This is a genomic window from Paenibacillus hunanensis, assembly GCF_014645615.1.
Classification (GTDB): domain Bacteria; phylum Bacillota; class Bacilli; order Paenibacillales; family Paenibacillaceae; genus Saccharibacillus; species Saccharibacillus hunanensis.
The window spans coordinates 51352-63868 of sequence record NZ_BMMB01000009.1; the positions used below are offsets into that span (position 1 = coordinate 51352).

Genomic DNA, 12517 nt, shown 5'->3' on the forward strand with positions numbered 1-12517 from the left:
TGAAAAATTAAATTTTAATTCAATTAAGCATTGACTACGCAAATGATATTAATTATCATTTAGGTCAGGATAATTGAAAATGATTATCAATTAGATTGATTAGTTTAGGAATGGATGTACGGCAGGAGGAATAGATATTCATGAAAGCTCGTTATCTCGGTCTATCCGCTCTGTTGATATGTGCACTTGCTGGATGCAGTCAGCCTGTGCCAAGCGGTACAGCTCCAGCGCAGGCAACAGCCGCTGCTACGGGCTCGCCAGTGTCGATCACTGATTTTGCTAATCGAACTGTACAGCTTCAGCAGACACCACAGCGCATTGTGGCACTTAGTAACGGAGAGGTGGACATCGTCTATGCGCTCGGTGGTAGCGTGGTTGGACGCCCTACATCAAGTCATGGTGCTCCTGTCAAAAAAGCCGAGCAAGCGCAGATGATCGGCTCTACTCATGAGCTAGATCTGGAAAAGGTCGCTCTACTACAGCCTGATGTTGTGCTTGGTAATTATCCAATGAATGAGAAGGATATTCCAGCAGTAGAGAGCATTGGCGCTCAGATGGTACTTAGCTCAGCGAACTCGGTCGCCGATATTCAGCGTCAGATTACCCTGCTCGGTGGAATGCTTGCAAAGGAAGAGCGAGCGCAGCAGCTTAACGATCAGCTCACCCAGCATATCGCGGCTCTAGCAGAGCGTAGTCAAACCGCCAATACGAAGCCGAAGGCGCTGCTCGTGTATGGCGCACCGGGTACGTATATGGCAGCACTGCCTAATTCGCTCAGTGGTAACATACTGGAGCTAGCAGGTGGCAGTAATATCGCGGCTGATCTACCTGGACTACAGAGCTTCCCTCAATACGCCCAGCTCAGTACCGAACGGGTGGTAGAGGCAGACCCGGATTATGTATTCATCATGACACACGGCAATAGCGAGGAAGTCAAAGCAGGCTTTCTCAAAGAGATGCAGGATAATCCAGCATGGAGTAGCGTGAAGGCGGTTCAAAACAACCATGTCGAGGTGCTTCCCTCCGATCTGTTCGGTACGAATCCGGGTACGCGTGTAACCGAAGCACTGGATCAGATGCATCAGCTACTCTATCCGTCAGACACCTATGAGTAAGCCAGATCTGCTTCGACGTTCGCGGCGCAGATGGATACTGGCGCTTGTACTGCCGATCCTGCTCATTGTTGTCTCGCTATACAGTATCGTCGATGGAGCGATTCATATCCCCTTTGCCGATCTGATGGCGGTACTGAGCGGTCAGCAGCAATCGGTATACCGTACAATCATTATCGATCTGCGCGTCCCGCGTGTGCTGGTCGGTATGCTGGTTGGTGCATGTCTCGCCGCTTCCGGTGCTTTACTACAGGGCGTAATGAAGAATCCGCTCGCTGATCCCGGCATTATCGGCGTATCGGCAGGCGGCGGAATGGCGGCGATGATCACAATGGTCATGCTGCCGCAGTTCAGCTATCTGCTACCGATTACTGCTTTTATCGGTGCCTTTGTCACCGCGATTGTCATCTATGTGATGGCATGGGAGAACGGGGCTTCGCCTGTGAAAATCGTACTGGCTGGTGTAGCGGTTAATGCATTGCTCGGTGCAGTCACGAATGGCATCATGGTGGTGTTTAGCGATCGGGTACAGGCAGTGCTTCCATGGCTATCCGGTGGATTGAATGGCCGTAGCTGGCATCATCTGGAGTTCATGGCTCCATACGCGCTAATCGGATTGCTGCTATGTCTGTTCGCCATCCAGCCTGCCAATCTATTGCTACTCGGTGATGACTCAGCTCGCTTGCTTGGTCAACGTGTAGAGCTACAGCGCTTCCTGCTCATTATGCTTGCTGCACTGCTTGCAGGTGCAGCTGTGAGTGTTGCCGGGCTGGTAGGATTTGTTGGGCTGGTTGTGCCGCATATGATTCGCCTCTGGATCGGTGAGGATTATCGCTTTCTGCTTCCCTACTCGATGATTGGCGGCGCGGCACTCGTCGTGCTAGCAGACGGCATTGCACGCTCATGGTTTGATCCGATTGAGCTGCCGGTTGGCATTTTACTAGCGGTTATCGGTGCACCGTTCTTCCTCTATTTATTGAAACGAAAGGGGGCTGTACGATCATGATCTCTACCAATCACGAGTCTACTCCCTTTTCCAATCCAGCTATTGAGGTAGAACAGATCGCTCTGAACCGTGGACATTTTCAGCTGGACGATATCTCGCTTGCTATTCCAGCAGGTAAATTAACCGCCATCGTCGGGCCAAATGGCTCTGGCAAATCGACCCTGCTACGGATTATGGTACAGCTACTCCAGCCCGATCATGGCATGGTAAAGGTGCAGGGTAGGCCTGCCACACATTACACACGGCGCGAATGGTCACGTCAGATCACAATGCTACCTCAGCTCAAGGAAGCCTTACCCCAGCTCACCGTACGCGAGTTGGTCGCCTACGGACGCGCTCCACACAAACGCCGCTTCCAATCCTTACATAGCGCCGAAGATCAAGCCATTATTACACAAATGCTCGACTGGACAGGCATTGCTCGGTATAGCGACCGTATGTTTCATACCCTCTCCGGTGGTGAACAACAGCGCGCCCGTATCGCGATGGCACTGGCTCAGCAGACACCGATCGTGTTACTGGATGAGCCGACCACTTTTCTTGATATTGCGCATCAATTTGAAGTGATGGATATGCTGCATCGGATCAATCGGGACACTGGACTTACGATTGTGATGGTGCTGCATGAGCTACAGCAGGCAGCAGCCTATTGTCATCATATGATCGCACTCAAAAACGGTCGCCTTGCCGCGCAGGGCGAGCCGCTGGAGCTGTTAACCGATACCTTTATCCAGCACGTATATGGCATGAATGCCGCGATTCAATATGAAGGCAAATATCCGGTCATCGTACCGGTCATCCCACACCATTCAGGAGGAATATCCCATGATCATCGTAACGAACACTTCGCAAATCACCAAAGGTAGTGCCCATCTGCTCGTTGAACGTTTTGATAAAATAGGCAAGGTCGATTATATGGATGGATTTCTCGGTCTGGAAGTACTATTTAACGACAGCAACAAGGAATACGATGAGGTAACGATCAGCACACGCTGGGAAACGAAGGATCATTTCCACGGCTGGACACGTAGCGATGCGTTCCGCGAATCCCATGCGCATCGTAACATTCCGGATTATATTTTGGATAATAAGATTACGTTTTACGATGTGAAGATTGTACGTCAGCCTCAGCAGGCGACGACGGCTGAAGGGGATCAAGCGGTGGTTTGATTGAGGGCGAGATTAGAATAACGCTATCTACTCGCTATATGCAGGCTGTAAGTAGAGGAAGGTAGCGTATCACTATTAGTTAGATGTAATGATGACTGTAAAAGAAAAGAATTTTACCGATAAGTGATATGACTATACGATTATTACAGATATTATTTTAAATTTAAAGCAGACAGTATTTTGAACACCAACAATCCACTACATTAAAAGATGTATAGAAAAGGCTACTTCCGTATTGGTGGGAGTAGCCTTTTCTATGGTCGAGATACCTGATGATATGTGTTATTTAAAGCGAAATGGCGAAGGCGCTACACTGTCGCTTCTTTATTCACTAATTCACTTCTCTCCACTCTCGCCCCGTACCTGCCGAATCCATTCGATATACTGCGTATCGCCCAATCCATAGTGTGGGAATAGCTTGAGCATGTGACGAACTAGCTCTGATTCAGATTGATCCCGATGAGCGGCAATATGACGCGTTAGCTCGTTGTCTGATTGTTGCAATTGCAGATACAAACGAATACTCTGATACATCACAGGTAGCATGGGTTCTGTGGGCATTTGGTGATGCAGCACGACTTGCTTATATAATGAAGCAAACGTGCCAAGCTTTATTTCGGTCTGTTGTACATCATAGGTTTGTTCCTGAACGGTATTGAAGTATACGGTGCCCGAATAATGTTGTTGCTCCAAGTAGGCGATCATCGTTAGCAGGTTAAGCTGGCAGAACATATCGTCACCAAACCAGAGCACGATACATTTGTAATCGTGCAGATTTGTAAATAGCTGGTGTAGTGGATAGATGACGATCTGCTCATAACCCGATAATGTACTGTCATGTCCCCTGGCGCGTATAGAGCAGAAAGACTCACTGAAAATCTCCTCTGTCGCTTCGTGCACACACATCGCTTCATTAAAAGGAACATAATCGCTCGCGCCCATCCATTGATTGGATCGAAACTTTTCGTACATATGCTGTCCATTGAGTACATTTAAGATGTCCTGTTCATGGAGCTGCTCTACTTTATCCTGTAACTGTACAATCACTTCGGTTGTCGTCATATCCATTCGAATCGCTCCCCTAGTTTCGTTTAGATCGCGCCTTGCATACATTTGCAATGGCTGTGGATCACGCCGATAGGCAGCAGGTGTAATACCAAACACATCCTTGAATGCTCTGGAAAACGACTCCTGTGAGGAATACCCGTATTGCATCGCAATATCGATAATTCGCTCGTTCGTCTCGCTCAGATGAGCTGCGGCAAGTATCGTTTTGCGTAAGAGCATGTATTTTTTGATGCTAATACCCGTGTGATGACGGAATAGAAAGGAGCAGTAAAAAGGCGAGTAGCCCATTTGCTGTCCGAGCTGGATCAGCGAAAAGTTTTCCAGCTCGGTGAGTGACTGCTCAATCTGATCGATCATCTGCTGTACAGGATGGTTGGAGGTGTCTGGTTGCTTCATACGTTGCCCCTTTCTCGTGAATACCACTATAGGATCTGTATGTAGTATAGGCGAGCGATAGCGGTTTGTTTTTGATAGTAATTGTGATGCTGATAAAACGTGTATCGCTCCTCTCGATTGTAACCCGCTAGCTATGGTTAAAATGAACATAGAGAGCTATCATTCCTCCATACAACTGTATCTTCTATCAACCGCAAACAACTCATTTGCATCCATCGAAAGGAGCAAGATCGCATGTACAGCGTTATTCTAGTTCGACATGGAGAAAGTGTGTATAATCAGCAAAATCTATTTACCGGCTGGACAGATGTCGCTTTGACGGAGCGTGGTATTCATGAAGCGCGGGAAGCAGGACATCTTATTCGCGAAGCAGGCTATACGTTTGATATGGCATTTTCGTCGGTGCTCAAGCGTTCGATTCAGACGATGCATTATATTCTGGATGAGCTGGATCTGCTCTGGATTCCGGAGCAAAAGGCATGGAAGCTGAATGAGCGTCATTATGGTGCGTTACAGGGACTGAGCAAGACGGATACCGCCAACAAATATGGTGAGGAGCAGCTTCACCTCTGGCGGCGCAGTCTGACCGTTCGTCCCCCCCTGCTCAAGCCGGATGATCCGCGCAGTCCGCGTATCGAGGAACGGTACAAAGGCATTCATGAGCATGATCTACCGCTTGGTGAAAGCTTGCAGGATACCGTAGCTCGTGTAGGCGACTTCTGGCATCACCGCATCGTGCCGCTCATTCGTAAAAAGGAACGTATTCTGATCAGCGCTCATGGCAATACACTGCGTGCGCTCATTAAATATATGGAAGATATCGACGAGAAAACGCTGACTGATCTGAATATTCCGACCGGGATTCCGCTCGTCTATGAGCTGGATGAGCATGTGCAGCCGATTCGCCGTTTTTACCTCGGTGAGCAGGAGCATATCGATCGCAAATCCGCAGAGGTTGCCGATCAGGGCAATGTGACGGAGTGATCACGCAGCTTTATCTATAGTATACTGTACCTGTATATAACGATGTGGCAGATTGAACTGGCTCCTCCCTCACCCGCACACATCATTATATACAGCATGCAGATCAGCCATACATATACCGGATAGAATGCCATACTCATATACTTCCCCTATAAAGGAGAGATGGATCGTGAATCAGGATATGCGCAGCTTGCTCCGTGATTATGAAACGACCCCGGTTGAGATCAACGAGATTACGTACCCGGCACCTCAGAACGCAGGTCATTCACTACTCGTTATTCCCAGTGAGAATCTATTGGAAATGATGGAAGAAACCGCCGAGGAAGAGGGTTCCTTTAATGCTACAGTACAAAATAACATCGCTGAGTCAGCACAATTGACGCTCGCTGACGGCTTACGTCGCTCTATCGCCTGGCTGCTGGAATACAATGAATTGCCAGCCGAATATCAGCCGCTGGAAAAGCTATCGACAGATCAATTATATGCGGCTTATCGACTGCTACAGGAATCGGAAGAACCGCTCGATATGCTGGATGAAGAGATGGTGGCTACCGAGCATCATTTACCTGTACCCGATGCGAACTGGGCGGAATATCGTCAGGAGGATGGCGCATTTTGGCTCAAGCTACCGCAGGGACGAGAATACGAAGCTCCGATCATTATCCCAATGGGCGGCTATAATGAATGCCCGATGCCTGAAGTTCAGTCAGCTGTTTTCCGAGCCTGGCAGCAGCAATATGATGCCCTTCCTATTGCAGTCAGTGAAAGCACATGGATTCTACGCGCAGGTCGCCGCCCGGAGACAGATGCAGATGCTCTGATGCTGGCAAGACAGCATCTACTCTTTTGCCCATATGTACTGGAAAGCTTTGATACGCTTGGGGAATATGCGAGCTATTTGAAGCAGCAGGATATCTGGTATTTCTGGTGGGATTGAGACAGGAGTATGGAATAGGCATGAGCTTGAAAGCTTCCTTATTAGACAGCAGTACCTCATGTTGCTCGATGTATCCAATTATAGTTTACACATTCAGCACAGGTGTACCTCGCCTGTGCTTTAACTTTGCTACCTACCGATCCAGTGGATTGCCTGTGCATTTTAGATCAGAGCTGTGCCAGTGACCCGTCATTTAGGGTACAATAGATAAGGATCGAACCGTGGATTATTTTACTTGCATACTCATTCCATTTTATATACAGGAGGTACAACAACGATGAATATTTTATCCATTGAGCCTACACCGAGTCCGAATACGATGATGCTACGTGTGGACGAGACGCTGCCCGCTGGCGTACGCAAAACATATACGCTGGATAATGAGCGCTCTGCACCTGCTTTTATTCGTGAGATGCTGCATATTAACGGCGTGAAAAGTGTCTTTCATACCGCTGACTTCGTAGCTTTGGATCGCCGTGCCAATGCGGATTGGTCAGCGATTTTGAATGAAGTACAGGAAAAGCTTGGACGTGACGGCGTTGAGAATAAACTAGAGGTTCCAGAAGACCTGTCTGGCGAGCATTTTGGTGAAGCGAATGTGTTTGTGCAGTTTTTCCGTGGTATTCCGATGCAGATTCGTGTCAAAGCAGGAACGAAGGAAGAACGTATCTCGCTATCCGATCGCTTTGTACAAGCGGTCACCGAGGTTGCCAGTGCGACCCTGATCAAGGAGCGTAAGCTGACCGACTACGGTGTTCGCTATGGCGAGCTGCCTGATATCGCTCGTGAGGTTGAGCAGGAGCTCGAAGCCGCCTTCCCACCAGAGCGTCTGCGTAAAATTATCGAGCAAGCGATCTCGCACGGTGCAAGCAATGAGGAATTTATCGAGCAACGCCGCGAAATGTCGCAGGAAGAAATCGCCCAAGCGATGGAGCATGCAGACTGGCGCGTACGCTATGCTGCGTTCGATGTGCTGGAGCCCGACGAAAGCAGCCTGCCGCTCATCCGTAAAGCACTGGAAGATGAAAAAATGCAAATTCGCCGCCTGGCTGTCGTCTATCTAGGCGATCTAAAAACCCCGGCAGCGATGGAGCTACTTTATCATGCACTGGAGGACAAATCCGCCGCCGTCCGCCGTACCGCTGGCGACACCCTGTCCGATATCGGCGACCCAGCCGCTACACCAGCGATGCTGAAAACCCTTCAGGATAGCAGTAAGCTCGTTCGCTGGCGCGCTGCCCGTTTCCTATACGAAGTCGGCACCGAAGAAGCACGCGAAGCTCTGGAAGCCGCCGCTCTCGACCCCGAATTCGAAGTCAGCCTGCAAGCCAAAATGGCACTCGAACGCATCGAATCCGGCGAAGAAGCCGCCGGCACCATCTGGCAACAAATGGCACGAAGCCGCCAGCAAAATAATTAATTCGTCCCAAGCCAAAATAGAACGATCTCATCAATACAAGCAGCATCAAGCAAGATACGATACAACAACCCATACCAAGGTCAAACCTTTTTCTATAACCCGAATCACAAAGACCTTTCGATAAAGTATGGCATATAAAAATACCACCTATACCTTACAGACAATACGATTCACCCCATCCCATGTACACAAACTCATCCACGAGTTTGTGTACATTTTTTATAGATCACATATTTCATGAATCACATCCTTTTCACCCAACAACAATCCGCCCCTCCCCATACCCACTCACCACCCCATCACCCCTATTTTCTTACTAAGTACTAACCCTACAACCTTAATTCCCACTAAATCATCAAGCTAAATATCCCACACCCCTCCTTCACACCTAACCATACATTCTTTAATAAAAAATAAACACCACCCTGCAAAACACAACAAATGGACAACAATAACGCACCCATCCACTTCTGCCCCTCCCCACCCAAAAAGTTATAAAAATCCCCGCACACACTTCATTTAAAAACACAAACTTGAGACACGAAATTCGAATTGAAGGGCTTGAATACAGTTACAGTTACAGTTACAGTGTTAAGTTTAGAAATACGAATCAGTAAACGCAATACACTACATTAACTAAATTGCACATCCAGCATATGTCCGCAAATACAACGGAACGGAGGCAAGGAAATAAGGGGTAAGAACGACCTTTGAGCACGGGAATCTACATTTTACTCCTACTCCGTAGATTCCTGTGCGAGACCGGAGTTCGTCCCCTTATTCCTTACCGGAAGTGGATGCTGCCCCCTCACTAAATTAGCCAAACACGCATCCCTAAAACCAAAACACTCACTCAGTTCAAAGCAACACCATGTATCTCTTGTCACTTGTTATTTTTCACTTCCCACTTGTAACTTCGCAACACAGCACACCCCATGATTTTTCAACTTTCCCATCAAAATCATTGCCAAACCCCCACCAAAAAGCTATACTGTAACACATCCGTGTCAGTATCCATCTGATACGTACGACAACTGCATAATATGCCTCATCACACAACCACGATGAGGTAGAGGTCGCAACATGAATTAGTATGATCGGAGCAGGCAATGGAGTTGCCATAGATGCCGATCGGAAAGGTCATGCTGCCGAAGTGCGGTGCTGCACTCCAATAGCACTGTGCTGGGGCTGTACTCGAAAGGGACAGAACTGTCACAATGAAAAAAACCTAGCCTTTCATTGTGTTGAGCTATCTTAAAGGGGAAGTATGATGCGGGATCGATATCGATAGATCGCAGCTGGCCTGCGGTCTATTTTTTATGACCCTTCTTCCCCTGAACGATGATGAAGGAGTGTATCCAAGCAATATGAGTTCACCTGCAACAAACACAACCAAGACCCAACTGAAAGCTGGTCTGCGTGCCAGACATATGACCATGATCGCACTCGGTGGATCGATCGGAACCGGTCTGTTCCTTGCGAGCGGCGGTGCGGTAGCGAATGCCGGCCCGGGTGGCGCGCTGCTCGCGTATGCGTGCGTCGGTATTATGGTGTATTTTCTCATGACAAGTCTCGGAGAGATGGCAACCTATATGCCAGACTCCGGTTCGTTCAACACATATGCGGCTCGCTTCGTTGACCCTGCCTTTGGTTTTGCGATGGGCTGGAACTTCTGGTACAACTGGGCAGTGACGATTGCTGCCGAGCTGTCAGCAGCTACGATTATTATTAAATACTGGTTCCCGGACAGCTCGTCCTTTATCTGGAGTCTGCTGTTTCTGGCGCTAATTTTCTTATTGAATGTGTTATCGGTCAAAGGCTATGGGGAATCGGAATACTGGTTCGCTATGATCAAAATCGCGGTCGTTGTACTGTTCCTGATTGTCGGCGTGCTGATGATCTTCGGCATTATGGGCGGCGAAGCGGTAGGCTTTCGCAACTTTACGATGGGCGATGCACCGTTTCATGGTGGACTGCTTGCCTTTATCGGGGTATTTATGGCGGCAGGCTTCTCGTTCCAGGGCACCGAGCTGATCGGGGTCGCTGCGGGCGAGAGTGAGAATCCGCGTCAGCACGTTCCGCGTGCGATTCGTCAGGTGTTCTGGCGTATTCTGATCTTTTACATTCTGGCGATTCTGGTGATCGGTCTACTGATTCCGTATACGACACCTTCGCTGCTTGGTAGTGATCTGACTGATATTGGCGTCAGCCCGTTTACCCTTATTTTTGATAAGGCAGGTCTTGCTTTTGCGGCGGCTGTAATGAATGCGGTTATTCTGTCCTCGGTATTATCTGCGGGGAACTCGGGGATGTATGCCTCCACTCGTGTACTGTTTGCACTGGCACGTGATGGTAAAGCACCGAAGATGTTCGCTCGACTGAACTCGCGTGGTATTCCGCAAAATGCACTGATCGTCACGGCGGCTTTTGGCATGCTGGCTTTCTTCGCTTCCCTGTTTGGCGATGGGATCGTATATAGCTGGCTGTTGAACGCTTCGGGAATGTGCGGCTTTATTACATGGCTCGGCATTGCGATTAGCCATTATCGCTTCCGTCGTGCCTTTGTCGCGCAGGGACGCGATCTGAATGAGCTGCCTTTCCGAGCAAGATGGTTCCCATTCGGCCCTTTATTTGCTTTTATCCTGTGTGCGATTGTTATTGTCGGACAGAGCTTATCGTATATTACAGCCGACGGTATCGACTGGAAATCGATTTTCGCAACGTATGTGAGCGTACCGTTATTCCTGATTCTATGGCTTGGCTACAAATGGAGTAAAGGCACGCGCCTTGTCCCTTTAAAAGAATGCGATCTGGATACAGGTGCTCGTCAGGACGTATAATGCTGTATCGGTTATACGGTTTGCCTGAAATGAGTATCGCTCCAACGACCTCATTCCACGTTACTTGAACAGCTACAACCTGTGAAGATAACAAAAAAACCTTTCCGTATCACGTGAACCGGATCTGATGTGCAGATCGGTTTGTGTAACGGAAAGGTTTTTTATTATTGGGGCTGATACGGACTTATTGCCAGTACAGCGTTACTTTTAGATCGTTATTCGTGCTATTCATCGCTTGGACGGTATAGGAGATCGAGCGTACACCGATCGAAGACAGGGAACGCAGATCGCTTTTCAGGCTATTCAGGTTGCCATTGTAACGGAAGACCAGCATCGTTTTCCCATTGGTGCGTGCAGATTGTACCTGAGATTTGAGTGCTGCGCCAGAGACATAAGCGGTGCTTGTATCTGCGGTGCCGTTACCGATCGTTGCATAATCGAGTGCACGTGCCAGCTGCTGGTATACGCTGGATTGTGTTCCACCTGTGCTGATCAGCTTATCCAGTGTGCTCTGATACGTCGTGTTGGCAGCCGGATATGTTTTCGTCCAGTTATGATCCTTTTTCATCTGCGCATCGGTTAGCAGATAATACGTTGTATCTACGCCATCGCCCTGATCTGGAACAGGATCATCCCATGTTGTATCCAGGTGATACCATGTACCATCCAGATTTACCAGATTCCATGCATGCAGCTCGCCGCCCGCTGTTCCTTCGACGATCAGATTCTGAATGCCAGCTTCCTTGAGCAGCTCATATGTGAGCAGTGCATAGCCCTGACATACGGCCGTCCCATCATGCAAGGCTTCATAGGCGGTATAACGAGTATACGTCTCATCGTATTTCACATTGCGTACAACCCAGTCATGGATCGCCTTCACCTTCTGGTGATCATTCATCCCTGTTGTCACAATATTGGACAGAATCTGCTTCACCTGACTTTGTACATAAGCAGTCTGTGCAGCTGTTTCACGATAATTCATCGTGACTGTCACTTTGGCGGAATAGGCATTTTGACGCCAGCTCAAGCCATAGCTATCCAGTACATATTGTGTGTACGGATCTTTCTCCAGTGCCTGCTCAAAAGCATCCTGAAGCATCGCCTTCAGACCGGAAGTCGTTCCATTGTATACAAATGTCGTCTCAGCATCACGATTCATCAACGCGCGATAAAGCTGATCGACCACATCGCTGGAACTGTACATAACGGATTGTGCAGTAGCTGCCTGTGCAGACTGCGGAGCATTAACAAGTGGCAAGCCGGCGAACAACAGAGTTCCGGCCAGCAAGGTTTTGGCCCAGAGATGACTTGAGTTTTTCATTCAGACGTATCCGCCCTTCCAAAATTGAATTCGCTTTAATGCATTATATCGGCAAAATGACGGGCTGCAATAATAGAATAAACAAGCAAGTTCACAAATTATTTTTGCCTCTATAATACAACGCAGGAACAATTCGATAGTTGCGCGCATTCCGTATATTAGCATCTTCTCCAGGGCGGAAAAGCGTGTCATTTTGCTCATTATAACACTGTAACTTATTTAGCACATAGTCCTGAATTTTGCGGGAGTACAAGGCCTGTTGC

At 48.5% G+C, this 12517-nt stretch carries 10 protein-coding genes and 1 riboswitch; of the genes, 8 read left to right on the top strand and 2 right to left on the bottom strand.

What is annotated here, in order from left to right:
• Positions 1-140 precede the first annotated feature (140 nt).
• Genes IEX62_RS19220 through isdG form a run of 4 tightly spaced genes read left to right on the top strand, consistent with a single transcriptional unit; the run spans position 141 to position 3288 of the window.
• Positions 141-1115: an ABC transporter substrate-binding protein gene (locus tag IEX62_RS19220; protein ID WP_188777318.1), complete on the top strand. Its 975-nt coding sequence runs from the start codon at positions 141-143 to the stop codon at positions 1113-1115.
• Positions 1108-2118: a FecCD family ABC transporter permease gene (locus IEX62_RS19225; RefSeq protein ID WP_188777320.1), complete on the top strand. Its 1011-nt coding sequence runs from the start codon at positions 1108-1110 to the stop codon at positions 2116-2118. Before IEX62_RS19220 ends, IEX62_RS19225 begins: the two co-directional genes overlap by 8 nt.
• The gene (locus IEX62_RS19230) at positions 2115-2984 is read left to right on the top strand and encodes an ABC transporter ATP-binding protein (protein ID WP_188777322.1); all 870 of its coding nucleotides are present in this window, start codon (positions 2115-2117) and stop codon (positions 2982-2984) included. The genes IEX62_RS19225 and IEX62_RS19230 overlap by 4 nt, the downstream gene beginning before the upstream one ends.
• Complete coding sequence (gene isdG / locus IEX62_RS19235) at positions 2944-3288, top strand: heme oxygenase (protein ID WP_188777324.1); 345 nt, start codon at positions 2944-2946, stop codon at positions 3286-3288. The genes IEX62_RS19230 and isdG overlap by 41 nt, the downstream gene beginning before the upstream one ends.
• Positions 3289-3624: 336 nt before the next feature.
• Here isdG and IEX62_RS19240 read toward each other — a convergent pair whose 3' ends face one another.
• Entirely contained in the window at positions 3625-4752 is a 1128-nt protein-coding gene (locus IEX62_RS19240; RefSeq protein WP_229685956.1) for a helix-turn-helix transcriptional regulator, read from the bottom strand.
• Positions 4753-4986: 234 nt separating this feature from the next.
• On the opposite strand from IEX62_RS19240, the gene gpmA reads away from it, so the two are divergent.
• From gpmA to IEX62_RS19260, 4 genes are all read left to right on the top strand, one after another.
• Positions 4987-5736 (top strand): 2,3-diphosphoglycerate-dependent phosphoglycerate mutase, encoded by a 750-nt coding sequence (gpmA, locus tag IEX62_RS19245; RefSeq protein WP_188777326.1) that lies wholly within the window; start codon positions 4987-4989, stop codon positions 5734-5736.
• 169 nt (positions 5737-5905) lie between these two features.
• Positions 5906-6673 (top strand): DUF4253 domain-containing protein, encoded by a 768-nt coding sequence (locus tag IEX62_RS23865; protein ID WP_229685958.1) that lies wholly within the window; start codon positions 5906-5908, stop codon positions 6671-6673.
• 277 nt (positions 6674-6950) lie between these two features.
• A complete protein-coding gene (locus tag IEX62_RS19255) occupies positions 6951-8093 on the top strand; it encodes a virulence factor (RefSeq protein WP_188777329.1) in 1143 nt (380 codons plus the stop codon).
• 1062 nt (positions 8094-9155) lie between these two features.
• Positions 9156-9353, top strand: a riboswitch (Lysine riboswitch).
• A gap of 107 nt (positions 9354-9460) precedes the next feature.
• Complete coding sequence (locus tag IEX62_RS19260) at positions 9461-10933, top strand: amino acid permease (protein WP_188777330.1); 1473 nt, start codon at positions 9461-9463, stop codon at positions 10931-10933.
• A gap of 184 nt (positions 10934-11117) precedes the next feature.
• Here IEX62_RS19260 and IEX62_RS19265 read toward each other — a convergent pair whose 3' ends face one another.
• Entirely contained in the window at positions 11118-12254 is a 1137-nt protein-coding gene (locus IEX62_RS19265) for a transglutaminase domain-containing protein (protein ID WP_188777333.1), read from the bottom strand.
• Positions 12255-12517 lie beyond the last annotated feature (263 nt).

Bases quoted from the DNA above. Each gene is read 5' to 3' on its own strand.
- gpmA (WP_188777326.1), top strand. From the start codon at position 4,987: ATGTACAGCGTTATTCTAGTTCGACATGGAGAAAGTGTGTATAATCAG.
- IEX62_RS19265 (WP_188777333.1), bottom strand. From the start codon at position 12,254: ATGAAAAACTCAAGTCATCTCTGGGCCAAAACCTTGCTGGCCGGAACT.
- IEX62_RS19260 (WP_188777330.1), top strand. From the start codon at position 9,461: ATGAGTTCACCTGCAACAAACACAACCAAGACCCAACTGAAAGCTGGT.
- IEX62_RS19255 (WP_188777329.1), top strand. From the start codon at position 6,951: ATGAATATTTTATCCATTGAGCCTACACCGAGTCCGAATACGATGATG.
- isdG (WP_188777324.1), top strand. From the start codon at position 2,944: ATGATCATCGTAACGAACACTTCGCAAATCACCAAAGGTAGTGCCCAT.
- IEX62_RS19230 (WP_188777322.1), top strand. From the start codon at position 2,115: ATGATCTCTACCAATCACGAGTCTACTCCCTTTTCCAATCCAGCTATT.
- IEX62_RS19220 (WP_188777318.1), top strand. From the start codon at position 141: ATGAAAGCTCGTTATCTCGGTCTATCCGCTCTGTTGATATGTGCACTT.
- IEX62_RS19240 (WP_229685956.1), bottom strand. From the start codon at position 4,752: ATGAAGCAACCAGACACCTCCAACCATCCTGTACAGCAGATGATCGAT.
- IEX62_RS19225 (WP_188777320.1), top strand. From the start codon at position 1,108: ATGAGTAAGCCAGATCTGCTTCGACGTTCGCGGCGCAGATGGATACTG.